General features: G+C 61.3%; 25 protein-coding genes. 19 read left to right on the forward strand and 6 right to left on the reverse strand.

The genetic code is table 11. The annotated features are described in order from the left end of the window. The first annotated feature begins 38 nt into the window (after window positions 1-38). From ASD07_RS12940 to ASD07_RS12965, 6 genes are all read left to right on the forward strand, one after another. A complete protein-coding gene (locus ASD07_RS12940) occupies window positions 39-482 on the forward strand; it encodes a peptidylprolyl isomerase (protein WP_055930427.1) in 444 nt (147 codons plus the stop codon). A gap of 6 nt (window positions 483-488) precedes the next feature. Beyond that, window positions 489-1,439, forward strand: a complete 951-nt coding sequence (ispH, locus tag ASD07_RS12945) for a 4-hydroxy-3-methylbut-2-enyl diphosphate reductase (RefSeq protein WP_055930430.1) — start codon at window positions 489-491, stop codon at window positions 1,437-1,439. Between the two features lie 130 nt (window positions 1,440-1,569). Further along, window positions 1,570-2,499 carry a branched-chain amino acid ABC transporter permease gene (locus ASD07_RS12950; protein ID WP_055930433.1) on the forward strand — a complete coding sequence of 310 codons (930 nt, stop codon included), beginning with the start codon at window positions 1,570-1,572 and terminating at the stop codon, window positions 2,497-2,499. 13 nt (window positions 2,500-2,512) lie between these two features. Beyond that, a complete protein-coding gene (locus ASD07_RS12955; RefSeq protein ID WP_055930436.1) occupies window positions 2,513-3,724 on the forward strand; it encodes an ABC transporter ATP-binding protein in 1,212 nt (403 codons plus the stop codon). Window positions 3,725-3,735: 11 nt separating this feature from the next. Beyond that, on the forward strand, window positions 3,736-4,506 hold the full coding sequence (locus tag ASD07_RS12960) for an ABC transporter ATP-binding protein (protein ID WP_055930439.1): 771 nt from the start codon (window positions 3,736-3,738) through the stop codon (window positions 4,504-4,506). Further along, the gene (locus ASD07_RS12965) at window positions 4,506-5,228 is read left to right on the forward strand and encodes an ABC transporter ATP-binding protein (RefSeq protein ID WP_055930442.1); all 723 of its coding nucleotides are present in this window, start codon (window positions 4,506-4,508) and stop codon (window positions 5,226-5,228) included. Before ASD07_RS12960 ends, ASD07_RS12965 begins: the two co-directional genes overlap by 1 nt. A gap of 15 nt (window positions 5,229-5,243) precedes the next feature. Here the strand turns inward: ASD07_RS12965 and ASD07_RS12970 are convergent, their stop codons facing one another. From ASD07_RS12970 to ASD07_RS12985, 4 genes are all read right to left on the reverse strand, one after another. Beyond that, a complete protein-coding gene (locus tag ASD07_RS12970; RefSeq protein ID WP_055930445.1) occupies window positions 5,244-6,197 on the reverse strand; it encodes a threo-3-hydroxy-L-aspartate ammonia-lyase in 954 nt (317 codons plus the stop codon). Between the two features lie 12 nt (window positions 6,198-6,209). After that, window positions 6,210-7,202 carry an ornithine cyclodeaminase family protein gene (locus ASD07_RS12975; RefSeq protein ID WP_055930449.1) on the reverse strand — a complete coding sequence of 331 codons (993 nt, stop codon included), beginning with the start codon at window positions 7,200-7,202 and terminating at the stop codon, window positions 6,210-6,212. Further along, the gene (locus tag ASD07_RS12980; protein WP_055930452.1) at window positions 7,192-7,824 is read right to left on the reverse strand and encodes a transcriptional regulator; all 633 of its coding nucleotides are present in this window, start codon (window positions 7,822-7,824) and stop codon (window positions 7,192-7,194) included. Before ASD07_RS12980 ends, ASD07_RS12975 begins: the two co-directional genes overlap by 11 nt. A gap of 167 nt (window positions 7,825-7,991) precedes the next feature. Further along, on the reverse strand, window positions 7,992-8,546 hold the full coding sequence (locus ASD07_RS12985; protein ID WP_055930455.1) for a phasin family protein: 555 nt from the start codon (window positions 8,544-8,546) through the stop codon (window positions 7,992-7,994). A gap of 232 nt (window positions 8,547-8,778) precedes the next feature. Between ASD07_RS12985 and ASD07_RS12990 the strand changes: the two genes are divergently transcribed. From ASD07_RS12990 to ASD07_RS13000, 3 genes are all read left to right on the forward strand, one after another. Beyond that, window positions 8,779-9,639 carry a DMT family transporter gene (locus ASD07_RS12990; protein WP_055930458.1) on the forward strand — a complete coding sequence of 287 codons (861 nt, stop codon included), beginning with the start codon at window positions 8,779-8,781 and terminating at the stop codon, window positions 9,637-9,639. A gap of 9 nt (window positions 9,640-9,648) precedes the next feature. Continuing rightward, complete coding sequence (locus ASD07_RS12995) at window positions 9,649-10,344, forward strand: nitroreductase (RefSeq protein ID WP_055930461.1); 696 nt, start codon at window positions 9,649-9,651, stop codon at window positions 10,342-10,344. Between the two features lie 153 nt (window positions 10,345-10,497). Then, window positions 10,498-11,544: a serine hydrolase gene (locus tag ASD07_RS13000; protein ID WP_055930464.1), complete on the forward strand. Its 1,047-nt coding sequence runs from the start codon at window positions 10,498-10,500 to the stop codon at window positions 11,542-11,544. Here ASD07_RS13000 and ASD07_RS13005 read toward each other — a convergent pair. Beyond that, complete coding sequence (locus tag ASD07_RS13005; RefSeq protein WP_055930467.1) at window positions 11,529-12,311, reverse strand: IclR family transcriptional regulator; 783 nt, start codon at window positions 12,309-12,311, stop codon at window positions 11,529-11,531. The genes ASD07_RS13000 and ASD07_RS13005 overlap by 16 nt on opposite strands. A gap of 87 nt (window positions 12,312-12,398) precedes the next feature. On the opposite strand from ASD07_RS13005, the gene ASD07_RS13010 reads away from it, so the two are divergent. The 4 genes from ASD07_RS13010 to ASD07_RS13025 all read left to right on the forward strand — a co-directional run bounded on the left by ASD07_RS13010 (window position 12,399) and on the right by ASD07_RS13025 (window position 15,120). Further along, window positions 12,399-12,782 (forward strand): diacylglycerol kinase, encoded by a 384-nt coding sequence (locus tag ASD07_RS13010; RefSeq protein WP_055930470.1) that lies wholly within the window; start codon window positions 12,399-12,401, stop codon window positions 12,780-12,782. A gap of 94 nt (window positions 12,783-12,876) precedes the next feature. Beyond that, window positions 12,877-13,890 (forward strand): sulfate ABC transporter substrate-binding protein, encoded by a 1,014-nt coding sequence (locus ASD07_RS13015; RefSeq protein WP_055930473.1) that lies wholly within the window; start codon window positions 12,877-12,879, stop codon window positions 13,888-13,890. Window positions 13,891-13,919: 29 nt separating this feature from the next. Beyond that, the gene (locus ASD07_RS13020; protein WP_082507288.1) at window positions 13,920-14,555 is read left to right on the forward strand and encodes an alpha/beta hydrolase; all 636 of its coding nucleotides are present in this window, start codon (window positions 13,920-13,922) and stop codon (window positions 14,553-14,555) included. Then, complete coding sequence (locus ASD07_RS13025; protein ID WP_055930476.1) at window positions 14,482-15,120, forward strand: peroxiredoxin; 639 nt, start codon at window positions 14,482-14,484, stop codon at window positions 15,118-15,120. Before ASD07_RS13020 ends, ASD07_RS13025 begins: the two co-directional genes overlap by 74 nt. A gap of 70 nt (window positions 15,121-15,190) precedes the next feature. On the opposite strand, the gene ASD07_RS13030 is transcribed toward ASD07_RS13025, so the two are convergent. Then, window positions 15,191-15,517: a hypothetical protein gene (locus tag ASD07_RS13030; protein WP_055930479.1), complete on the reverse strand. Its 327-nt coding sequence runs from the start codon at window positions 15,515-15,517 to the stop codon at window positions 15,191-15,193. 202 nt (window positions 15,518-15,719) lie between these two features. Between ASD07_RS13030 and ASD07_RS13035 the strand changes: the two genes are divergently transcribed. The 6 genes from ASD07_RS13035 to ASD07_RS13060 all read left to right on the forward strand — a co-directional run bounded on the left by ASD07_RS13035 (window position 15,720) and on the right by ASD07_RS13060 (window position 22,905). Further along, window positions 15,720-18,131: a TonB-dependent siderophore receptor gene (locus tag ASD07_RS13035; protein ID WP_055930482.1), complete on the forward strand. Its 2,412-nt coding sequence runs from the start codon at window positions 15,720-15,722 to the stop codon at window positions 18,129-18,131. A gap of 117 nt (window positions 18,132-18,248) precedes the next feature. After that, window positions 18,249-19,022, forward strand: a complete 774-nt coding sequence (locus ASD07_RS13040) for a sulfite exporter TauE/SafE family protein (protein WP_055930484.1) — start codon at window positions 18,249-18,251, stop codon at window positions 19,020-19,022. A 116-nt stretch (window positions 19,023-19,138) separates the two neighbouring features. Continuing rightward, complete coding sequence (cysT, locus tag ASD07_RS13045) at window positions 19,139-20,029, forward strand: sulfate ABC transporter permease subunit CysT (RefSeq protein ID WP_082507289.1); 891 nt, start codon at window positions 19,139-19,141, stop codon at window positions 20,027-20,029. After that, a complete protein-coding gene (gene cysW, locus ASD07_RS13050) occupies window positions 20,026-20,910 on the forward strand; it encodes a sulfate ABC transporter permease subunit CysW (RefSeq protein WP_055930489.1) in 885 nt (294 codons plus the stop codon). Before cysT ends, cysW begins: the two co-directional genes overlap by 4 nt. A gap of 1 nt (window position 20,911) precedes the next feature. Beyond that, entirely contained in the window at window positions 20,912-21,976 is a 1,065-nt protein-coding gene (locus tag ASD07_RS13055) for a sulfate/molybdate ABC transporter ATP-binding protein (RefSeq protein ID WP_055930492.1), read from the forward strand. Continuing rightward, window positions 21,973-22,905 carry a CysB family HTH-type transcriptional regulator gene (locus tag ASD07_RS13060; RefSeq protein ID WP_055930495.1) on the forward strand — a complete coding sequence of 311 codons (933 nt, stop codon included), beginning with the start codon at window positions 21,973-21,975 and terminating at the stop codon, window positions 22,903-22,905. The genes ASD07_RS13055 and ASD07_RS13060 overlap by 4 nt, the downstream gene beginning before the upstream one ends. Window positions 22,906-22,908 lie beyond the last annotated feature (3 nt).

Here is a 22,908-nt window from a genome sequence, read left to right on the forward strand (position 1 = left end):
CTTACAATAGCGTTTTGCCTGTCACCAGAGTTGTTTCCATGTCTAACGTTGTCACCGCTTCGGCCTACCTCACCCTGCATTACCGCCTTGCCTCCATGGATGGCATCAATATCGTTTCCACCTTCGAAGGCAACCCGGCCACCTTGATGCTGGGCCAGGGCCAGTTGGCGCCGAACCTGGAAGCGCTGCTGATCGGCCTGCCGGAAGGCACGCACAAGGTGTTTGAACTGGCCCCGGGCGAAGGCTTCGGCCCGCGCAACCCGGACCTGGTGCAAGCCGTGTCCCGCGCTACGCTGGAAGAAAACTCCGATCCTGACAATGAATACAAGATCGGCGACCTGGTCGACTTCAACGCGCCGAAAGGCGGCCGCTTTGCCGGCGTGCTGCGCGAACTGCGCGACGACGTCGCCATCTTCGACTTCAACCACCCGCTGGCCGGCCAGCCGGTGAAGTTTGAAGTGAACCTTATCTCTGTGCTGTAAAAGAACATGGACAAAGAAATCCTCCTCGCCCAGCCGCGCGGCTTCTGCGCCGGCGTGGACCGCGCCATCGAGATCGTCGAACGCGCGCTGCAGCAGTTCGGCGCGCCGATCTATGTGCGCCACGAAATCGTGCACAACGCCTATGTGGTGGAAGACTTGCGCGCCAAGGGCGCCATCTTCATTGAAGAGCTGGATGATGTCCCGTCCGGCAATACCCTGGTGTTCTCCGCCCACGGCGTATCGAAAGCCGTGCGCGCCGAAGCGGAAGCGCGCGGTCTGTCGATCTTCGATGCGACCTGCCCGCTGGTGACCAAGGTTCACGTGGAAGTGGCCAAGATGCGCAAGCAGGGCTGCGAGATCATCATGATCGGCCATGACGGCCATCCGGAAGTCGAAGGCACCATGGGCCAGACCGATGAGGGCATGTACCTGGTCGAAACGGTGGAAGACGTGGCCGGCCTGCAGGTCCAAAACCCGGACCAGGTGGCCTATGTGTCGCAAACGACACTTTCCGTGGATGATACGGCACAAATCATCGAAGCCCTTAAGGCAAAATACCCGAATATTATTGAGCCGAAAAAAGGCGACATCTGCTACGCCACCACCAACCGCCAGGAAGCCGTGAAATTCATGGCGCCGCAGGTGGAAGTGGTGATCGTGGTCGGCTCGCCGAACAGCTCCAATTCGAACCGCCTGCGCGAAGTGGCCGAGAAGAAGGGCACCCCGGCCTATATGGTGGACAATGCGGCCCAGATCGATCCGGCCTGGCTGGCAGGCAAGCTGCGCGTGGGTGTGACGGCTGGCGCTTCGGCGCCGGAAGTGCTGGTCGATGCGGTCATCAACCGCCTGAAAGAGCTGGGCGCGAAGAGCGTGCGCACCCTGGACGGCGTGGAAGAGGCGGTCACTTTCCCCCTGCCAAAAGGCCTGGATGGCGGGAAAAACAACGGCATCGAGTGATAATTCGGTAAAACGTGGATTTTCCACGATTAGTTTTCCGGAAACCTCGCTATTATGGCGAACGCTTCCAAACGGCGGCACCACGAGGGCAACCTTGGGTGCCGTTTTTTATAGTTATTAAGGGCATACGATGGATACCTTTATCCAACAAATTCTTAACGGCCTGGTGCTGGGCAGTATGTATGCGCTGGTGGCCCTCGGTTATACGATGGTGTACGGCGTGCTGAACCTGATTAACTTCGCCCACGGCGACGTGCTGATGATTGGCGCGATGATCGGCCTCTCCATCCTGAATTTGCTGGGCGTGCACGCGCCGGAGCTGCCAGGCTACCTGCAACTGGGCATTGCCATCATCGGGGCAATCCCGGCCTGCATGCTGGTGAACATGCTGATCGAACGCGTCGCCTATCGCCGCCTGCGCAATGCTCCGCGCCTGGCGCCCCTGATTACCGCCATTGGTGTTTCGATCCTGCTGCAAACCTTCGCGATGAAATACTGGGGCCGCAACCCGCTGGCATTCCCGCAGCTGCTGCCAACCGAGCCGATCATGATCAGCGGCGCTGTCATCACGGTGACCCAGGTATTGCTGCTGGTGCTGGCTGCCTTGTCGATGTTTGGCCTGGTCATGCTGGTCGAAAAGACCCGGATGGGCCGCGCCATGCGTGCTGTCGCGGAAAACCCGCGGGTTGCCGGCTTGATGGGCGTCGATTCCAATCGCGTGATTGTGTCGACCTTTGCCATCGGTGCCGGGCTGGCCGCCGTTGCAGGCGTGATGTGGGGCGCCAACTATGCTTCCATCGGTTTCGCCATGGGCTTCATGCCGGGCCTGAAAGCGTTTTGCGCAGCGGTGCTGGGAGGGATCGGCAATATCTATGGCGCCATGATCGGCGGCCTTGTGCTGGGAATTATTGAATCGATGGGCGCCGGCTACATTGGCGACTGGACCGGCGGCTTGCTCGGTTCGCACTACCAGGACATCTTCGCCTTCGTGGTGCTGATCCTGGTCCTGACGGTGCGTCCGTCCGGCATCATGGGTGAACGCGTGGCCGACCGCGCCTGATGAGGAGCTGACAATGCTGAAATTCGACGTACGAAATAATCCGAAGCAGGCCTACATCAGCATGGCGCTGCTGCTGGCGGTGCTGATTGTCTTCCCGTTTGCCGCCGCGCCTTTCGGTAATTCGTGGGTGCGCATCGCTGACCTGGCGCTGCTCTACATCATGCTGGCCGTTGGCCTGAACATCGTGGTGGGCTTTGCCGGACTGCTGGACCTGGGCTATATCGCGTTTTACGCGATCGGCGCCTACCTGACCGCCTTGCTGGCATCGCCGCAATTTGCCACCGTGCTGGAATCCGTGATCAACATGAATCCCGCATTCGGCGAAGCGCTGGCGGCCATGCTGGGCGAGGATATCCGCAGCAACGGCATCCACCTGTCGGTATGGGTAATCGTGCCGCTGGCCGCCGCACTGGCAGGCGTTTTCGGCGCGCTACTGGGGGCGCCGACCCTGAAGCTGCGCGGCGACTACCTGGCGATCGTCACGCTCGGCTTTGGCGAGATCATCCGCATCTTCATGAACAACCTGAACGATCCGGTCAACATCACCAACGGTCCGCAGGGCATCAACATGATCGACCCGATCCGCGTATTTGGCGTGAACCTGGCGGGCGAACCGGGCTCGCGCGCCACGGTGTTCATCGGCAGCTTCTCGATGCCTTCGGTGAATGCCTACTATTTCCTGTTCCTGCTGCTGACCATTGCGACCGTGTTCATCACGTCGCGCCTGCAGCACTCCCGCCTGGGGCGCGCCTGGGTGGCGATCCGTGAAGACGAAATTGCGGCCAAGGCGATGGGCATCAATACCCGCAACGTAAAGCTGCTCGCATTCTCGATGGGCGCGACTTTCGGCGGCGTCTCGGGCGCCATGTTTGCATCGTTCCAGGGCTTCGTATCGCCTGAATCGTTCTCGCTGATGGAATCGATCGTGGTCCTGGCGATGGTCGTGGTGGGTGGCATTGGACATATCCCCGGCGTCGTGCTCGGCGGCGTACTGCTGGCGGCCCTGCCCGAAGTGCTGCGTCACACGGTGGAGCCGTTGCAGCAAAAGCTGTTCGGCCAGGTGATCCTTGAAGCGGAAGTGCTGCGCCAAGGCCTGTTCGGTATTGCGCTGGTGGGGACCATGCTGAGCCGTCCGGCCGGCCTGTGGCCTTCGCCCAAGCATGAAGAGCGTCCGGATGCGGACTCGGACTCCAAAGGCCAGTCGACCGGCGTAATGGCGGCATGAGGTTAGTAGAGATGAGCGAACAAGTAATCCTGAATATCGAAGGCGTCAACAAACGTTTCGGCGGCCTGCAGGCGCTGACCGATGTGCGCATCAAGATCAACCAAGGCCAGATCTACGGCTTGATCGGTCCGAACGGCGCCGGCAAGACCACCTTCTTCAACGTGATCACCGGCTTGTACCAGCCGGACACCGGTACCTTCGAACTGGCTGGCAAGCCGTATTCTCCCTCGGCCCCGCACGCCGTGGCCAGGGCTGGCATAGCCCGCACCTTCCAGAATATCCGCCTGTTCGGCGAAATGACCGCCCTGGAAAACGTGATGGTGGGCCGCCACGTGCGCTCGCACCAGGGGGTGTTCGGCGCCATCTTCCGCCACAAGGCTGCACGTGAAGAGGAGGCGGCAATCCGCAAGCGCGCGCAGGAACTGCTGGACTTCGTCGGCATCGGCCAGTTTGCCAGCCGCACTTCCAAATACCTGTCGTACGGCGACCAGCGCCGCCTGGAAATCGCCCGCGCCCTGGCCACCGATCCGCAGCTGCTGGCGCTGGACGAACCGGCTGCCGGCATGAACGCGACCGAAAAGCTGGCCCTGCGCGAGCTGCTGGTCAAGATCAAGAACGAAGGCAAGACCGTGCTGCTGATCGAGCACGATGTGAAGCTGATGATGGGCCTGTGCGACCGCATCAGCGTGCTGGAATACGGCAAGCTGATTGCCGAAGGCTTGCCAGCCGAGATCCAAAGCAATAAAGCAGTGATTGAAGCCTATCTGGGAGGAGCGCACTGATGGGCGCCAATGTTCTGAAAATTTCGGGCCTGAAGGTCGCGTATGGCGGCATCAAGGCAGTCAAGGGCATCGACCTGGAAGTCAACCAGGGCGAACTGGTAACGCTGATCGGCGCCAACGGCGCTGGCAAGACCACCACGCTGAAGGCCATCACCGGCACCCTGCCTCCATGCAAAGTGGAGGGCACCGTGTCGTATATGGGCCAGTCGCTGAAAGGCTCGCAGTCCTTCCACCTGGTGGAGAAGAAGCTGGCCATGGTGCCTGAAGGCCGCGGCGTATTCACCCGCATGACCATCACCGAGAACCTGATGATGGGCGCCTACACCATGAACGACAAGGCGGCGATTGCAGCCGACATCGAGAAATGGTTTGGCGTATTCCCGCGCCTGAAAGAACGTGCCGCGCAGCTGGCGGGCACCCTGTCCGGCGGCGAACAGCAGATGCTGGCCATGGCGCGTGCGCTGATGTGCCATCCGCACCTGCTGCTGCTGGACGAGCCGTCGATGGGCCTGTCGCCTATCATGGTCGAGAAAATTTTCGAAGTGATCCGCGACGTGCACCAGCAAGGCATCACCGTCCTGCTGGTGGAGCAGAACGCCAAGCTGGCGCTGCAGGCTGCCAACCGCGGCTATGTGATGGAGTCCGGCGCGGTCACCATGACCGGCAACGCGCAGGACATGCTGCACGACCCGCGCGTCAAGGCAGCCTACCTGGGAGAGTAGTACTGCCGGGCCGGATTACGCGAGCAGGGCGGCGAAGCGCTCGATATCGATGTTGCCGCCGCTGATCAACACACCGACGCGCTTGCCGCGCAATGCTTCCTTCATCTTGCGCGCGGCTGCGAAGCCCAGGCAGCCGGTCGGTTCGACTACGATCTTCATGCGCGAAGCAAAGAAGCGCATGGCGTCCACCAGTTCCGCATCGCTGACGGTCAGGATGTCGTCGACGTCGCGCTTGATGATGGGGAAGGTGAGCGAGCCAAGGTGCTGCGTCTGTGCGCCGTCGGCAATCGTCTTTGGCGTATCGATATGCACGATCGCGCCGCTGCGGAACGATTGCTGGCCGTCGTTACCGGCCTCCGGCTCCACGCCGTACAGCTTGCACCTTGGCGACAGCGCGCGTGTCGCCAGCGCAGAGCCAGACAGCAGGCCGCCGCCGCCCAGGCAGACGAAGAAATAATCCAGTTCACCCACTTCCTCGAACAGCTCTTTGGCGGCCGTGCCCTGGCCTGCGATCACGTCGGCATGATCATAAGGCGGGATCAGGGTCATGCCCTTTTCCTCGGCGAGCCTGCGGCCGATGGCTTCGCGGTCTTCCTTGTAGCGGTCATACGTCACGACATTGCCGCCGTAGCCGCGCGTGGCCGCTATCTTCGATGCTGGCGCGTCCTCCGGCATGATGATCGTGGCAGGGATGCCAAGCAGCTTGGCCGACAGCGCAATGGCCTGCGCGTGGTTGCCGGACGAGAAAGCCACCACGCCGGCCTTGCGCTGCGCCTCATTGAAACGCGAAAGGGCATTGAAGCCGCCGCGGAACTTGAAGGCGCCCATGCGCTGCATGTTCTCGGCCTTGAAGAAAATCTCCGCGCCCAGTTCCTCATTGGCGGTGCGGGAGGTGAGCACCGGCGTGCGGTGGGCGTGGCCCTCGATGCGGGCGGCTGCTGCGACGATGTCTTCGAAAGTGATACTCATGGTTCTCCTTGCTTACCAGGGCCAGGCGATATCCTGGCCGATGTTGTTGGCGAGGGCGCGCTGGTACAGCATGCGCACCGTGGTGAGGTCCTGCAGGGCGATGCCCGTCATATCAAAAATCGTGATGTCGCCGGCCGCGCGCGGCGTTGCGCCCGCGCTGGCGGCAAGCAGTTCGCCAAGTTCCGCTGCAGGCAGTTCATTGGCCCATTGCAGTTCGCCGATATGGCGCGCCTGTGGCAGGTCGTCGGCCCATACGCGCGCGCGCTCCAGCAGGCCCGCAGGTAGTTCGCGCTTGCCTTGCGTGTCCGCGCCTACGGCGTTGATGTGCGTCCCTGCGCGTACCGCATCGGCGCTGAACAACACGCTGTGGCCTGGCGTTGCGGTGATGATCACATCCGACGCTGCAACCGCTGCATCGGCGCCAGCGGTACCAGCGCCTCCCGCAAGCGCTGTATCGCAGCGGCCGTTGAACAGCGCCTCGAACGCGGGCGCCTGCAGGCCATCCGAAGTCACGTAACGCACGCGTTTGAGCGAGGGCAGGGCATGCAGCGCGTATTCCACGTGCCCGCGTGCCTGCACGCCGGTGCCAAATATGCACAGCTGCTCGCTATCGGCGCGCGCCAGCAGTTGCAGCCCGAGCGCGCCGGCGGCAGCTGTGCGCGCGGTCGTCACTGCGTTGCCGTCGGCGATGCACAATGGGCGCCCGCTGCGCGGGTCGATCAGCATGATGGTGGCCTGATGCGCTTCGCCTCCCGCTTCGCGATTTGCGGGCCAGAAGCCGGCGGCCTTGAAGCCAAGCAGTTCCTGCGAAGGCACGTCGCCTGATTTGATGCCGAATACCGCGCTGCCCGGCAGCTCTTCACGCACCAACGGGAAGACGCGTGCGGCGCGCGCAGCGTGCAAGGAAAAGGCTTCGCGTACGGCAGCGTGCACCTCGTCGGGCTGTAGCAGCGCGGCGACCGCATCGCGGTCCAGCAGCAGCAGGCGGGCGTCGTTATTTTGCATAGTTGTAGACCGTGGCGCGGGACACGCCCAGATGGGCGGCGATGATTTCCATCGAGCGGCGCATCTCCAGCAAACCGGCGTCGCCCAGTTCGCGCACCAGGGCGCGGCGGTCATCCGCTTTCAGCGCGCGCGGCGTGGTGGACAGGCGTGCAGCGAATTGTTCGATATGTGCGCGGATCGCGTCGGCGCCGGCGGCCGGGGCAAGCGACTCGATCACTGCGGCGGCAGGGTCGACATTGCTGAACTGGCCCAGCATCGCTTGCAGGCTGCGGAACAGGTTCAGGTCGACGTTCATGCAGAGCGCGGCGATGTACTGGCCTTCGCTGTCCTTGATGCCGACCGAGGTGCTCTTGGCGGGACGGCCGTCTGGAAAGGTGTTCGGGTAGTTGGCCAGCACTTGCGGGAAGCCCGGATCGGCAATTCGCGCCAATCCCAGCTCCGTCGCCGGCGCGCCGACCGCGCGGCCGGAGAGGTTGTTATGGATCGCCAGCACGGCATGGCCAGGATCGAGCAGGTCATGCAGCACCACTTCAGTGAAGGGCGCCAGCGTACGGCCAAGCCCGTCGGCCACCTGTTTCATCTGCTCCAGCAGGTGCTGCTGCTCGGAAGTTCGTTTCATCATCAAGACAGATTATCTCGTTTTAGATGAAATGTAAACTAGACCTCAAAAAAAGCCCCGGACAATGCCGGGGCTCGGGAAGGACACCCGCTGAGAGGAAACCACGGATGCCGAGGAGACCTGCGTACAGCGTTGCTTCTGCCGGCCACTGGGACCGGCGGGGGGATCAATTACTGCTTCTTGCCGTTGGCGGCAACAGTGCTGAATTGGTTCACTGCAGCATTCACATTGGCTTCGAAGGTTTCAGCAGCAGCCTTGGCGCTCTTGGTGAATTGCTCGTAACCGGCATTGGCATTGTTCAGGGCAGACTTGAACAGGGCGACGGCGCTTTCGCTGCCGGCCGGGGCGTTTTTGCTCACTTCGTCAACCAGCGAGATTACCTTGCGGTTGGTCTCGGCGATCTGGGATTCGGCGGCCTTGCTGAATTCAGCGCCGGTGCCGGAAGCGATCGATGCCAGGTGACGGCTGTAAGCGATGGCTTTTTCGGCGACTGGCTGGGCCTGGGCAGCGGACAGCGTGAAGAACTCTTGCGGGTCCTTGGCCGACAGCAACTGACGGGTTGCGGCCGACGATTCTTCCAGCGATGCCTTGGCAGCGGTGATGTTCAGGTCGACGAACTTCTCAACGCCTTCGAAGGCTTTGTTGGTCAGCGAAGAAAAGAGTGCGAATTGGCTTTCGAAGTTTGCCTTGGTGGCATTAGAAAACTGCTCAGGAATCGCAAACATTGGACTCTCCAAATAAGTGAATTTAGTCGTTGGAACTTGATGTTTCTGCAACGGAAAACAACGCATTGTGCAACGCAACAAAGACGATTATCCGGGTTCAGGAATCAAAGTCAAGCAGTTTTTGTGCGTTGCACAAACTAACTAACTTATTGTCAGTAAAGGGTTTCTGGCTAGAAAAATCATAGGTATTGCTGCCAAGCAGGGTATTGGCGCCCGATGCTAGAATCGCCGCATGCGCTCGCTCTTTTCCCCCATCCCGCTGTTCTTCGTTTTCCTCTGGAGTACCGGCTTTATCGTGGCCCGCTACGGCCTGCCGTATGCTCCGCCGCTGACCTTCCTGCTGCTGCGTTTCCTTGGCGTGCTGGCGATCCTGTTGCCCGCCGTGCTGCTGCTGCGCGCGCCATGGCCAAAAGGGAAGGTGGGCCATGTGGCGCTGGCCGGCCTGCTGCTGCAAGCGGGCTACCTGAGCGGCGTCTGGTGCGCCATCAAGATAGGCATGCCGGCCGGCTTGTCGGCCCTGGTGGTCGGCATGCAGCCGATCCTGACCGCCTTTGCGGCGCCATTGGTCGGCGAGCGGGTACGCCCGCGCCAATGGCTGGGCCTGCTGTTTGGCATCAGCGGCGTGGCCCTGGTGGTGTACGCGAAGATCACCTTGCTTGGCCTCAGTTGGCAGGCGATCGCGTTGGCAGTGTTCGCACTCCTGTCGATTACTGCGGGAACGCTTTATCAAAAGCGTTTCTGCCCTCAATTCGACCTGCGGACGGGTACCGTGATCCAGTTCGCCGCATCCTTTGCCGCCGTGTTGCCGTTTGCCCTGCTGCTGGAAGATATGGGCTCGGTCCAATGGGTGCCGCAATTCTTTGGCGCCTGGGCCTGGTCGGTGCTCGCCTTGTCCATCGGTGCAATCTTCCTCCTGTTTGCGCTGATTCGTCGCAGCGACGCGACCCAGGTCACAAGCCTGCTCTATCTTACGCCGCCAACCACCGCGCTGATGGCCTGGGCAATGTTTGGCGAAGTCCTGAACGGGATGGGCATTGCCGGTATGGCGCTGGCGGTGATTGGAGTAATATTTGTGATTAAGCAACCCAAATAGGCCACAATCATGATCAGCTCCCCAGCACAGCAGGCCGTCGACGCGGCCATTACCTCGCGCCGTTCGATCCGCGCTTTCCAGCCCACCCCGGTGCCGCGCGAGGATGTCGAAGCCATCCTGGAAGTGGCGTCGCGCGCGCCTTCCGGCACCAACACCCAGCCCTGGAATGTCTATGTGCTGACCGGCGCCATGAAGGAAGCCTTGTCCTCCAGAATCCTGGCCGCCTATGCCGATCCGGAGCAGAACAAGCTGCATCGCGAGGAATACGCTTACTACCCGCGCGAATGGGTGTCGCCTTACATCGACCGCCGCCGCAAAGTGGGCTGGGACCTGTACTCCCTGCTGGGCCTGACTCGTGAAAACAAGGCCGGCATGGCCGCCCAGCATGGGCGCAATTTTGAATTCTTCGATGCGCCGGTGGGCATGATCTTCACCATCGAGCGCATCATGGAGCAGGGCTCCTGGCTCGATTACGGGATGTTTTTGCAAAATATCATGGTCGCGGCGCGTGGCCGCGGCCTCGATACCTGCCCGCAGGCTGCCTTCACCCAGTATCACCGCATCATCAGCGAGGTGCTGGGCCTGCCGGCCAGCGAAACTGTTGTATGCGGGATGTCGCTTGGATTCGCCGATAGTGGCAAAATTGAAAATACGCTGGTAACCGAGCGCGAGCCGATTGCCAAATTTGTTAAATTTATGGAGTGAACAAGCTTTCGTTGCAGCGTCGCGTCACTATGGGAATTGTGTATTGCGAGGCTGAAAACATTGGTGAAGAAAAGTTTGATTTAGCTTGCGCAGGAATCTGGTTTTGCTACACTGCAACTAGCGATTCAGCTGTTTCACACCGGGGAATGACGAATGAACAAACTTGCTATCAGCGTGCTTGTGTCCTTGCTTTGCGCATCGGCGTCAATGGGATCTGCACAAGCGGCCGTCAAGAAAGCTGGTACCCGTTACGCCGCCCCGGTAACGAAATCCCAGATGGTCAAGCGCACGATCAGTGTGCGTGGCCGCAACAAGATCGTTTACCAGCGCGTGACCAAGGTGCCTGACGTCAGCCGTCCGACCATGGGCGACCTCGCCGGGCTGAACCTGGTGCGTGATCCGCTCGACCTGAAATCCAATGTGGCCCTGGTCCTCGACCAGGCCAATTCTGAAATCCTGTTCGAAAAGAACGCTGGCGTGGCTTTGCCGATCGCATCGATCACCAAGATGATGACCGGCCTGGTGGTGGTGGAAGCCAACCAGGACCTCGATGAAGTGCTGACCGTTACCGACGAAGACGTCGACCGCGAGAAATTCAGTTCCTCGCGCCTGAAGGTGGGCGACCACCTGACCCGTCGCAATATGCTGCACATTGCCCTCATGAGCTCGGAAAACCGCGCCGCGTCGGCCCTGGGCCGCAACTATCCGGGCGGCTTGCCGGCTTTCGTGCAGGCGATGAACGAGAAAGCGCAATCGCTGGGCATGAACGATACGCACTATGTCGATTCGAGCGGCCTGTCCAAGATGAATGTGGCCAGCGCACGCGACCTGGCCAAGCTGGTGCAGGCTGCCTACGAACACCCGATCCTGCGCGAATTCTCGACCGACCCGAAAGCCGTGGTGGAAAACAGCGGACGTCCTGTCACCTTTGGCACCACCAACCGCCTGGTGGCGCCGAACTCGGGCTGGGAAATCGGCCTGCAGAAAACCGGCTTCATCAATGAAGCTGGCCGTTGCATGATCATGCAGGCAATGGTGGAAGGGCGCGCTGTGATCATGGTGCTGCTGGATGCCAAGGGTTCCGCGGCGCGCGTTGCCGACGCGACCCGCATGAAGAAGTGGCTGGCCGCGCTCAAGCCAACCTTCGGTGAAAATGTCAGCGGCGCCAGCACCAGCGCCCAGTCTTACTCGGGTATGTAACCCAGGGTTGCGGAGATCTGGTTGGCGGTATTGACCAGGTCTTCCAGCCAGTCATCCTGCAGCCGGTCCGCCGGCGCGGAAATCGACAAGCCTGCCACCAGTTTGCCGGAATCGTCACGGATGCCGGCTGCCATGCAGCGCACTCCCAGTTCCAGTTCCTCATTATCGCGCGCATAGCCGCGTGCACGTACCAGGCTCAGCTCGCGTTCCAGGCGCGCCAGGTCGGTAATCGAATTCTTGTTGTGGCCGGCCAGGCCGGTGCGGGTGGCATAGGCGCGGATGGCCTTCGGTTCGTCCACCGACAGGAACAGTTTGCCGGTCGATGTCAGGTGCAGAGGGCCGCGGGCGCCGATGGCGCGCACCACCTGCATGCCCGAACGCTCGGAGTAGGCGCGGTCAATGTAGACGATCTCGTCGCCCTGGCGCACCGACAGGTTGATGGTTTGCTGCGTCTTCTTGTGCAGGGCGCGCATCGAATCGAGCGCAGCTTCGCGCACGGACAGGCGGCTTTTCACCACATTGCCCAGTTCCAGCAGGCGCATGCCGAGGCGGTAGGTGCCAGGCTCAACGCGGTCGACAAAGCGCGTCACCACCAAGTCGTTCAGGATGCGGTGGGCAGTGGAGGGATGCAGGCCCGAGACTTTCGACAGTTCCTTCAGGCTGACCGGATCCGGATAATTCGCCAGGGCGTCAAGCAGGGCCGTCATACGGTCGATGACCTGGATCGTCGTTTTCGGCTCCTGCGGGGGCAGGGTTTCGCTTTTCATGATGTGGTTGGTGCAGTGCAGTATAGGCAGACTTATTTATACCATGATGTGAAAAAAATGGGAATTCTGTCGCTATAATCCGTGTCCATGGAACCTACTAGTGAATTTAAAAGCAAGAGCGGCCTGAAGCGTATTTACTCGGCCTTTTTTTACTCCCTCGCAGGCTTGCAGACCGCCATCCGTTCCGAGCATGCCTTCCGCCAGGAACTGGTCGTATTCGTCATTGGCACCATCGCTGCCCTCCTGCTGCCGGTTTCTGCTTTCCAGAAGCTGGTGCTGATCGGCAGCATGGTGATCGTACTGATCGTCGAACTGATCAACTCTGCAATTGAAGCAGTGGTGGACCGTGTCTCGCTGGAGCGCCACCCGCTGTCCAAGAACGCCAAGGATTTTGGCAGCGCCGCCGTGCTGCTCGCCTCCCTTCTTTCGGGTGCGACCTGGCTGGTCGTACTGGTCAATCGCTTCTTTTAATTACTTTCCGGTATAACGAACGTCGAAAGTATTCGTTCGTATTTATATAAGGGGCGGTTAATCTGGCATCTCCAAACAAAAAAGGGGAAACCAGATGCTGTCCAGGAAACTGATTGCCGCTGCCTTGTTCGCCACTGCCGCAGTGGCGCAAGCAGCCGACGTGAGCTTGCTCAACGTCTCCTACGACCCGACCCGCGAGCTGTACCAGGACGTCAACGCCGCCTTTGCCAAGGAATGGAAGGCCAAGACCGGCGACAACGTGAAGATCAAGCAGTCGCACGGCGGCTCGGGCAAGCAGGCGCGCGCCGTGATCGACGGCCTGGAAGCCGACGTGGTGACCCTGGGACTGGCCTACGATATCGACGCAGTCGCCGAGCGCGGCCTGGTCAACAAGGATTGGCAAAAACGCCTGCCCCATAACGCCACCCCCTACAGTTCCACCATCGTCTTCCTGGTCCGCAAGGGCAACCCGAAAGGCATCAAGGACTGGAGCGACCTGGTCAAGCCAGGCGTGGCGGTGATTACCCCGAATCCCAAAACCTCCGGCGGCGCCCGCTGGAACCACCTGGCCGCATACGGCTATGCCCTGCGCCAGCCGGGCGGCAACGATGCCAGCGCGCGCGATTTCCTGAAGAAGCTGTACAAGAACGTGCCAGTGCTGGATTCCGGCGCGCGCGGCGCCACCACCACCTTCGTGGAGCGCGGCATCGGCGACGTGCTGGTCGCCTGGGAAAACGAAGCCCTGCTGGCGATCAAGGAGCTGGGCCCGGACAAGGTTGAAATCGTAGCGCCTTCGGTCTCGATCCTGGCCGAACCGCCTGTGGCCGTGGTCGACAAGGTGGTCGACAAGCGCGGCACCCGCAAGGTGGCCGAGGCTTACCTGAACTTCCTGTACACCGACCAGGCCCAGGCCATCATCGCCAAGAACTACTACCGCCCAGGCATCGAGAAGGAAGCGAAGAAGTACGCCGCCCAATTCCCGAATGTGAAGCTGTTCAAGATCACCGACGTCGCCGGCGACTGGACTACCGCGCAGAAAACGCACTTTGCCGACGGCGGCGTGTTCGACCAGATCTACCAGCCTGGCGCGAAAGTCGCCGGCCAATAATTCGAGAAATACACGCAACGGAGGGCCGCATGGCGATCCAACAACTGAACCAATTCCGCGTCCTGGTCGCGCCAGGCCTGCATAACAGCGGGCCCGATCACTGGCAGTCCCGCTGGCAGCGCCTGTACCCGCGCTTTGAGCGGGTGGAGCAGAAGCGCTGGAGCGATCCGGTCCTGCTGCGCTGGGCCGACCGCCTGGATGAAGTACTGGATGAAGAGCGCCGTCCGACCCTCATCGTTGCACACAGTTTCGGCTGCCTCACCACGGCATTAAGCCTGTCACGTTCAACCTCCCCCCACGTGGCGGGGGTATTGCTGGTGGGGCCTGCCGATCCCGATAAGTTCCAGGTCAGCTCCCTGCTGCCGCACGGGGAACTGCCTTGCCCATCGATCATGGTGGCCAGTACCAACGACCCATGGATGACTGCAAAAAGCGCAGAAACCTGGGCGCAGCGCTGGGGCAGCGACTTCGTCAACGCCGGAGCGCTGGGACATATCAACGCCGAATCAGGCTTGGGCGACTGGCGTTTTGGCCAGCGCCTGCTGCAAGTCCTGGCGCAGCGCGCATCACATTTAACATTGGAGAAAAAGAATGAGTTTACGCCTTGGCGATACCGGGCCGGACTTCGAGCAGGATTCCAGCATTGGCAGCATCAGGTTTCATGAATGGGCAGGTGATTCCTGGGTCGTGCTGTTCTCGCACCCGGCCGACTTTACGCCGGTCTGCACCACGGAACTTGGACTGACCGCCAAGCTGAAACCGGAGTTCGACAAGCGCAACGTCAAGGCGATCGCGCTGTCGGTCGACCCGGCCGACAAGCACAAGGAGTGGATCAAGGATATCGAAGAAACCCAGCAAACCGTGGTGGGCTTCCCGATCATCGCAGACGCCGACCGCAAGGTCGCCGAGCTGTACGACATGATCCACCCGAACCAGTCGGCCACGGCTACCGTGCGTTCCCTGTTCGTGATCGATCCGGCCAAAAAACTGCGCCTGCAGATCACCTACCCGCTGAGCACCGGCCGCAACTTCGATGAAGTGCTGCGCGTAATCGACGCCCTGCAGCTGACGGACAAGCACACCGTCGCTACCCCTGGCAATTGGAAGGATGGCGATGACGTGATCATCCCGCTCACCGTGCAGGATCCGGAAGTGATCAAGCAGAAGTACCCGGCAGGCTTCAAAGCCCCGCGTCCTTACCTGCGCATTACGCCGCAACCGAACAAGTAACTGTTTTGGGAACGGCGCATGCGCCTATGCCGGTCAGGAAGGGGAGAAGATCACCAGGTCTCCGGAATGGCTAGTGCAGATGTTCTTGCAGGCGCCCCTCGGGGCGCTTTTTTTCTTTCAGCATTTCGCGCAGCGCCGCGATCTCGTTGCGCGCTGCGACGATGCATTGGGGATTGTTCTTGCCGCCGGGCGGGGCGAATTCGACGGCTGCCAGGATGGCCGCCTGGATCGTCGACAGTTTATCGAATGCAGCCAGGGGCAGCCCGGCATCTTCGAAATCGGCCACCAGGTGCTTGGCGGTGCAGTAGACAGTGGCCTTTTCGAACTTGGTATAGGCCTGCAAGGCCATTTCGGTCAGGTCGCACAAACGGTCGGTCAGCAACAGAGCATCAGTCATCACACTTCCTCCCATGAATCGCTTGCAGACAATGTAGCACTTGGTTGAATACAAGCCAATAGCCTTGGATCTGTTCCATTCATGCAACGTTGGCAGGTGATTCACTTATCAGAAATGAATTATTTCTTTGTGAGTTCAATTGTGCGAGGTTAGTATTTTTTCGCGGCACCAAATAAAAATCGTTAGAGAGATCGGAATACCTATGAAACGCACCCTCATCGCCAGTGCTGTTTTGCTGGCCACCTCGCAAGCTTACGCACAAACCGCCGCCCAACCCGGCGCTGAAGAACAGCAGACCGTGGTCGTGCTGGGCTCGCGCGCAACCGCCAAAACCGCGCTCGATACTGCCGCGCCGGTCGGCCTGATCAATTCCAAGGACCTGCAGACGGCCGGCCCGCTGGAACTGGGCAAGCTGCTGCAAACGCTGGATCCGTCGTTCAACTTCTCCACCACCTTCATCAGCGACGGCACCGACATCATTCGCCCTGCGACCCTGCGCTCGCTTGGCCCGGACCAGCTGCTGGTGCTGGTGAACGGCAAGCGCCGCCACCAGCAGGCGCTGGTTAACGTGCAGCAAACCATCGGCCGCGGTTCGGCCGGTACCGACATCAATGCCATTCCGCTGTCGGCCATCCATCACATCGAAGTGCTGCGCGATGGCGCGGCGGCCCAGTACGGCTCGGACGCGATTGCCGGCGTGATCAACATCGTGCTGAAGTCGAACGTGAACGAGACCGCCATCAGCGGCCAGGTTGGCACCACCAAGGAAGGCGACGGCGACATGATCTCCGGCAGCGTGAACCGCGGCTGGGCGCTGGGCGAAGACGGCGGCTACATCAACCTGTCGCTGGAAGGCCGCAAGCGCGACGAGACCAACCGTGCCGGCCCTGACTCGCTGCGCGTCGATCCGCCGCGCGTGACCCAGCGCATCGGCGACAGCGATGCCAAGGATGCCTTCCTGTGGTGGAATGCGGCGCTGCCGGTCGACAAAGCCGGTGAGTTCTACACCTTCGGCGGCGTTTCCAAGCGCAAGGGCGATTCGTCGGGCTTCTTCCGCTCCAAGGGCGATGGCCGCAACGTGCCTGCCGTGTATCCGGAAGGCTTCCTGCCGAATATCCGCACCACCGTGAAAGACGCTTCGTTCGCCTTCGGCTACCGCCGCGACCTGCCGAACGACTGGAAGGCCGACATCAGCATCAACCATGGCCGCAGCGAGCTCGATTTCCATGAGAAGCAGACCATCAACGTCTCCTACTGGTACGAGCCGAAACCGGGCGGCGGCATCTACGCCGAGTCGCCGTTCGAGGCCGATACCGGCAAGCTGAAATTCAACCAGACCACCTTCAACGCCGACATCAAGGGCCCGGTCAAATTCGGCAGCGAAGAGGTGTTCGTGGCCACCGGCTTCGAGTACCGCCGCGACAACTACCAGATCGTCGCTGGCGATCCCGTGTCCTACCAGTACGGCCGCACCAACAACCCGGCGATCGCGATCACCAACCAGACCGGCGGCGTCGCTGCATCCGGCACCCAGGGCTTCCCCGGCTACACCCCGGCCACCGCGGTGGACGAGGGCCGCCACAATATCGCCCTGTTCCTGGATACCGAATACCACCCGGTCAAGGACCTGCTGCTGGCTGCTGCAGTGCGCTACGAGAAGTACTCCGACTTTGGCAACACGACGACCGGCAAGCTCAGCGCGCGCTGGGACCCGACCAAGGAATTCGGCCTGCGCGGCAGCGTGTCGTCCGGCTTCCGCGCACCGGGCGTGCAGCAGAAGTTCTACAGTTCGGTATCGACCAACCTGAACCAGGCTGGCCAGCTGACCGAGACCCTGACCGCGCGCGAGGGCAGCGCCGTGACCACCGCGCTTGGCATCAAGCCGCTGAAGGAAGAAACTTCGCGCAACGCCTCGATCGGCATGGTGCTGCGTCCAGCCAAGAACATGTCGCTGACCGCCGACCTGTACCAGATCAAGATCAAGGACCGCATCGTGTTCTCGAGCGAGATTTCGCCGGAAGCCGGTGGCGGCCCGATCGCCAACGTGTTGAATCCGCTGGGCGTAGGCCAGGCGCAGTTCTTCACCAACGCGGTCGATACCAAGACCAAGGGCCTGGACATTGTTGCCGACCATACCACCAAGTTCACCTCGTCGACTCTGGTGCTGTCCGGCCAGTTGGGCTTCAACAAGACCGAAGTGACCAAGCGCCATTCGCCATCCAGCCTGCTGACCGGCGACCAGTTGTTCAACCAGGCGCAGGTGACCCTGATCGAACGCGGCCAGCCACGCAAGCACCACGTTGTGGCGGCTGACTACACCATCGGCCAGTGGAACGTGAATGCCCGCGCCAACTACTATGGCGAAGTGCAGGGCGAGGGCTTCAGCCCGCTGCAGACCTGGGATGCAAAGTGGATCGTCGACGCGAGCATTCGTTATAGCTTCAGCAAGAAAACCACCGTGGCCTTGGGCTTCAACAACCTGTTCGACACTTACCCGTCGGAGTGGACCAATGGCGGCGATTTCCCGAAACTGGGCTTCAAGTACTGCTGGGAAACCTGCCCGTTTGGCGTGAATGGCCGTTCGATGTACCTGAAGTTCGATACCGCCTTCTGAACGATTACTTCCTTCTTGAAAGCGCCTCCGGGCGCTTTTTTTATAAGCAAATAAGGAATTCGTTGTTGAGAACTCATGCGCATCTGGATACCCTAGCGGGTCTTGGAAGGATTTCGCATGGATCTGTCGTTCATCGTTTCTGGTTTTGTCGTAGGCGCGCTCGTTGGTTTGACCGGTGTGGGGGGCGGTTCGCTCATGACGCCTATCCTGACCCTGATGTTCGGCGTTTCACCCTCGGTGGCAGTGGGCACCGACCTGGCCTTTGCCTCGGTGACCAAGAGCGCCGGCACATTCGCGCATCGCTTGCGCGGCACCGTGCGCTGGGACATCGTACGCCTGCTTTGCTTCGGCGCCTTGCCGGCGGCCGTTGTCGCGACCGTTGGCCTGAAGTATTTCGGCGCGCTGGACAAGCAGATTGGCCATATGATCCGCCTCTGCATCGCCGGTTCCGTCATGCTCACCGTGGTGGCGATCCTGTTCCGAGGCAAGATGCTGGCCTGGATGCTGGCCCACCCTGAGCGGCAGCTGCAGGGCAGGGCGCTGGCAGTGTCCACCATCGTTGCCGGTGCCGTACTCGGCACGCTGGTGACCATTTCCTCCATCGGCGCCGGCGCCGTGGGCGCTACGCTGCTGGTGCTGATGTATCCCCGCCTCACGCCGGCAGAAGTAGCCGGCACCGACATCGCCTATGCCGTGCCGCTGACCGCGATTGCCGCTATCGGGCATTGGTGGCTGGGCTCCATCGACTGGACGCTGCTCCTGACCTTGCTGATGGGCTCAGTGCCTGGCATTACCCTTGGCTCCTGGTTTGCACGCTCCATGCCGGAGCGCTTCCTGCGCGGCGTGCTGGCTACCGTCCTGGTATCCGTGGCGGCCAAACTGGTGGCCTGAACACCTCGCCACTGCCGTTTTGGCATCTAAGCAAATGAAAAAAGCGTAGTTTGGTTTATAACGCATGAATGCGAACATGCGCTCCTGTTAGTCGAAAATGTAATAAGGGAGCAAGCATGTCTGCAGTTGCTGCATCAGTGCCCACCCCGGCGGCAACGCCGGGAGGAGAGGTCAAAGCCCGCAAAGCGCCATACCGCGTGATGCCCGGCTTTAACCTGTCCCTTGGCTTCACCATCCTGTACCTGACGCTGATCGTCCTGATCCCGCTGTCGGCAATCTTCCTCAAGACCTTCACCATGACCTGGGAAGGCTTCTGGAGCGCGGTCACCTCGGAGCGCGTGGTTGCCTCCTACAAGCTGACGTTCGGCGCCTCCTTTATCGGCGCCGCATTGAACGTTTTCTTTGGCGGCATCGTGGCGTGGGTGCTGGTGCGTTACAATTTCCCCGGCAAGCGCATTGTGGACGCGCTGGTCGACCTGCCGTTCGCCTTGCCGACCGCAGTCGCCGGCATCACCCTGACCGCCCTGTATTCCTCCAACGGCTGGTTCGGCCGCTTTATTGAAGGCACCCTGGGCATCAAGGTCGCCTTCACCCCGCTGGGCGTGGTGGTGGCACTGACCTTCATCGGCCTGCCTTTTGTGGTGCGTACCGTGCAGCCGGTGTTGGAAGACGCCGAGCGCGAACTGGAAGAAGCCGCTGCCAGCCTGGGCGCCTCGGCCTTCCAGACCTTCCGCCGCGTCGTCTTTCCGACCATCTTGCCTTCGCTGCTGACCGGTTTTGCGCTGGCCTTTGCCCGCGCCACCGGCGAATTCGGCTCGGTGATTTTCATCGCCGGCAATATGCCGCTGGTTTCCGAGATTACGCCGCTGTTCATCATCACCAAGCTGGAACAGTACGACTATGCCGGCGCTACCGCCATCGCGGTAGTCATGCTGGTGGCCTCTTTCCTGATGCTGCTGGCGATTAACCTGCTGCAGGCCTGGTCGCGCGGGAGGAATGCAAAATGAGTGCATCTGCAACGCAAAAACGCCGCGGCGAACTGCCGCAACGCCATGATGCGCTGGAACCGCGCTGGGTGCGCTACGCCCTGGTCACGGTGGCTCTGACTTTCCTGACACTGTTCCTGTTCGTGCCGCTGGTGGCCGTGTTCACCGAGGCACTGAAAAAGGGCTGGGACGTGTATGCCAACGCCATCCTGGACGACGATTCGATTGCCGCCATCAAGCTTACCCTGCTGACCGCCGCCATCGCAGTGCCGTTCAACCTGGTGTTCGGCGTGGCAGCGTCCTGGGCCATCACCAAGTTCGAGTTCCTCGGCAAGAGCCTGCTGCTCACGCTGATCGACCTGCCGTTTTCCGTGTCGCCGGTGATCTCGGGCCTGATCTACGTGCTGCTGTTTGGCGCCCAGGGCTGGTTCGGCCCATGGCTGGCGGAGCACGACATCAAGATCCTGTTTGCCGTTCCGGGCATCGTTCTGGCCACCGTGTTCATCACCTTCCCGTTCGTGGCGCGTGAACTGATCCCGCTGATGCAGGCGCAGGGCAGCGAAGAAGAGGAGGCGGCCGTGGTGCTGGGTGCAAACGGCTGGCAGACCTTTTTCCGCGTGACGCTGCCGAACATCAAGTGGGGCCTGCTGTACGGCGTGATCCTGTGCAACGCGCGCGCCATGGGCGAGTTCGGCGCGGTGTCGGTGGTGTCGGGCCATATCCGCGGCGAGACCAACACCATGCCGCTGCAGGTCGAGATCCTCTACAACGAATACAACTTTGCCGCCGCCTTTGCCGTGGCCTCGCTGCTGGCCCTGCTGGCGCTGGTGACCCTGGCAGTGAAGACCTTTATCGAATGGCGCCTGCACGAAAACTACGGCGACGACGCCAAGGAGCATTGATATGACGATCGCAGTCAAGAACATCAACAAGCGTTTCGGCGACTTCGTCGCACTGGACAATGTATCGCTCGATTTCCCGCAGGGCGAGCTGACCGCGCTGCTCGGCCCATCGGGCTGCGGCAAGACCACGCTGCTGCGCTGCATCGCCGGCCTGGAGCATCCCGATTCCGGCCAGGTGCTGCTGGAGGGCCAGGATGCCTCCGACCGCCACGTGCGCGAGCGCCAGGTGGGCTTCGTGTTCCAGCACTATGCGCTGTTCAAGCACATGACCGTGTTCGAGAACGTGGCCTTCGGCCTGCGTGTCAAGCCGCGCAAGGAGCGACCGTCGGAGGAGCAGATCCGCCGCAAGGTGAAAGAGCTGCTGGAACTGGTGCAGCTGGACTGGCTGGCCGACCGATATCCGCCGCAGCTCTCCGGCGGCCAACGCCAGCGTATCGCCCTGGCGCGCGCGCTGGCTGTTGAACCACGCGTGCTGCTGCTGGACGAACCGTTCGGTGCGCTGGACGCCAAGGTACGCAAGGAACTGCGCCGCTGGCTGCGCCGCCTGCACGACGAGCTGCACGTCACTTCGATCTTCGTGACCCACGACCAGGAAGAAGCGCTGGAAGTAGCCGACCGCGTGGTGCTGATGAACAAAGGCCATGTCGAGCAACTGGGTTCGCCGGATGAGGTGTACAACCGTCCTGCCTCGCCTTTCGTGTACGGCTTCCTCGGCAACGTCAACGTGTTCCACGGCCGCGTGCATGAAGGCGTGCTGGCCAGCGACGGCGTCGAATTCGATGTGGAAGGCCAGGGCAGCGGCAAGGGCACGGCTTACATCCGCCCGCATGACCTGGAAGTTGAGCGCTATGTGCAGGGCGCGGAAGGCATCGTGGTCAAGCTGCGCCGCGCGCATGCGATCGGCCCGCTGGCACATCTCGACCTGGAGCGCGCTGACAATGCCCAGATCATCGAGGCGACCATTTCCAACGAACGCTATATCCAACTTAACCTGCAAGACGGCGAAACCCTGGTGGTGCGTCCCAAGCGCCTGCGCGTCTTCGTCGATGAAGGGGCACACGCATGAACTTCCAGCAATTACGCTCCGTGCGCGAAGCTGCGCGCCGCAACTACAACCTGACCGAAGTGGCGAACGCGCTGTTCACCTCCCAGCCGGGCGTAAGCCGCCAGATTCGAGAGCTGGAAGACGAACTTGGCGTCATCATTTTTGAACGTAACGGCAAGCGCCTGACCGGCCTGACCGAGCCTGGCAAGGGCATCCTGAAAATCGTCGACCGTTTGCTGGTGGAAGCGGAAAACCTGCAGCAGGCCAGCCTGGAGTTCACCGGCCAGAAAAGCGGCACGCTGACCATCGCGGCCACCCACACCCAGGCGCGCTATGCGCTGCCGAAGGCGGTTTCGCATTTCCGCAATGAGTTCCCGGACGTGCGCATCGCGCTGCAGCAAAGCGCCCCCGACCATATCGCGGAATGGGTCTTGTCGGGCAAGGCCGATATCGGCATCGCTACCGAAGGCCTGTCGCAATTCCCGGACCTGGTGTCCTTCCCGTGCTACCGCTGGAGCCACCTGGTGGTGGTGCCGGATGGCCACCCGCTGCTGACGCGCTCCCCGATCCGCCTGGAAGACCTGGCCGAATATCCGCTGATCACCTACGACGTCGGCTTCACCGGCCGCGGCCACATCGACGCCGCCTTCGACAAGGCTGGCGTGCGCCCCGACATCGTGCTGACTGCCATGGATTCGGACGTGATCAAGCAATACGTGACGCTGGGCCTGGGCGTTGGGCTGGTGGCTTCCATGGCCTTCGACCATGGCCGCGACAAGGGCTTGCGCGCCATCGAGGCGTCGCACCTGTTCGCTGCAAATACAACAAGACTGGCCCTGCGCAAAGGAGCATACTTGCGCTCGTATGCCTACGAATTCATCACGCAGTTCGCCCCGGATTTGACGCGCAGCGACATCGAGCAGGCCTTGCAGGGAGGCGACCCCCTGTAACCT

The sequence above is a fragment of the Duganella sp. Root336D2 genome, assembly GCF_001425005.1.
Classification (GTDB): domain Bacteria; phylum Pseudomonadota; class Gammaproteobacteria; order Burkholderiales; family Burkholderiaceae_D; genus Rugamonas.

Coding starts and splice junctions, on each gene's coding strand:
- ASD07_RS12955 (WP_055930436.1), top strand. CDS start 2,513: ATGCTGAAATTCGACGTACGAAATAATCCGAAGCAGGCCTACATCAGC.
- ASD07_RS13035 (WP_055930482.1), top strand. CDS start 15,720: ATGAAACGCACCCTCATCGCCAGTGCTGTTTTGCTGGCCACCTCGCAA.
- ASD07_RS13030 (WP_055930479.1), bottom strand. CDS start 15,517: ATGACTGATGCTCTGTTGCTGACCGACCGTTTGTGCGACCTGACCGAA.
- ASD07_RS13025 (WP_055930476.1), top strand. CDS start 14,482: ATGAGTTTACGCCTTGGCGATACCGGGCCGGACTTCGAGCAGGATTCC.
- ASD07_RS13040 (WP_055930484.1), top strand. CDS start 18,249: ATGGATCTGTCGTTCATCGTTTCTGGTTTTGTCGTAGGCGCGCTCGTT.
- ASD07_RS13010 (WP_055930470.1), top strand. CDS start 12,399: ATGGAACCTACTAGTGAATTTAAAAGCAAGAGCGGCCTGAAGCGTATT.
- ASD07_RS13020 (WP_082507288.1), top strand. CDS start 13,920: ATGGCGATCCAACAACTGAACCAATTCCGCGTCCTGGTCGCGCCAGGC.
- ASD07_RS12995 (WP_055930461.1), top strand. CDS start 9,649: ATGATCAGCTCCCCAGCACAGCAGGCCGTCGACGCGGCCATTACCTCG.
- cysW (WP_055930489.1), top strand. CDS start 20,026: ATGAGTGCATCTGCAACGCAAAAACGCCGCGGCGAACTGCCGCAACGC.
- cysT (WP_082507289.1), top strand. CDS start 19,139: ATGTCTGCAGTTGCTGCATCAGTGCCCACCCCGGCGGCAACGCCGGGA.
- ASD07_RS12950 (WP_055930433.1), top strand. CDS start 1,570: ATGGATACCTTTATCCAACAAATTCTTAACGGCCTGGTGCTGGGCAGT.
- ispH (WP_055930430.1), top strand. CDS start 489: ATGGACAAAGAAATCCTCCTCGCCCAGCCGCGCGGCTTCTGCGCCGGC.
- ASD07_RS12985 (WP_055930455.1), bottom strand. CDS start 8,546: ATGTTTGCGATTCCTGAGCAGTTTTCTAATGCCACCAAGGCAAACTTC.
- ASD07_RS13000 (WP_055930464.1), top strand. CDS start 10,498: ATGAACAAACTTGCTATCAGCGTGCTTGTGTCCTTGCTTTGCGCATCG.
- ASD07_RS13055 (WP_055930492.1), top strand. CDS start 20,912: ATGACGATCGCAGTCAAGAACATCAACAAGCGTTTCGGCGACTTCGTC.
- ASD07_RS12970 (WP_055930445.1), bottom strand. CDS start 6,197: ATGAGTATCACTTTCGAAGACATCGTCGCAGCAGCCGCCCGCATCGAG.
- ASD07_RS12990 (WP_055930458.1), top strand. CDS start 8,779: ATGCGCTCGCTCTTTTCCCCCATCCCGCTGTTCTTCGTTTTCCTCTGG.
- ASD07_RS12980 (WP_055930452.1), bottom strand. CDS start 7,824: ATGATGAAACGAACTTCCGAGCAGCAGCACCTGCTGGAGCAGATGAAA.
- ASD07_RS13060 (WP_055930495.1), top strand. CDS start 21,973: ATGAACTTCCAGCAATTACGCTCCGTGCGCGAAGCTGCGCGCCGCAAC.
- ASD07_RS12960 (WP_055930439.1), top strand. CDS start 3,736: ATGAGCGAACAAGTAATCCTGAATATCGAAGGCGTCAACAAACGTTTC.
- ASD07_RS12965 (WP_055930442.1), top strand. CDS start 4,506: ATGGGCGCCAATGTTCTGAAAATTTCGGGCCTGAAGGTCGCGTATGGC.
- ASD07_RS13015 (WP_055930473.1), top strand. CDS start 12,877: ATGCTGTCCAGGAAACTGATTGCCGCTGCCTTGTTCGCCACTGCCGCA.
- ASD07_RS13005 (WP_055930467.1), bottom strand. CDS start 12,311: ATGAAAAGCGAAACCCTGCCCCCGCAGGAGCCGAAAACGACGATCCAG.
- ASD07_RS12975 (WP_055930449.1), bottom strand. CDS start 7,202: ATGCAAAATAACGACGCCCGCCTGCTGCTGCTGGACCGCGATGCGGTC.
- ASD07_RS12940 (WP_055930427.1), top strand. CDS start 39: ATGTCTAACGTTGTCACCGCTTCGGCCTACCTCACCCTGCATTACCGC.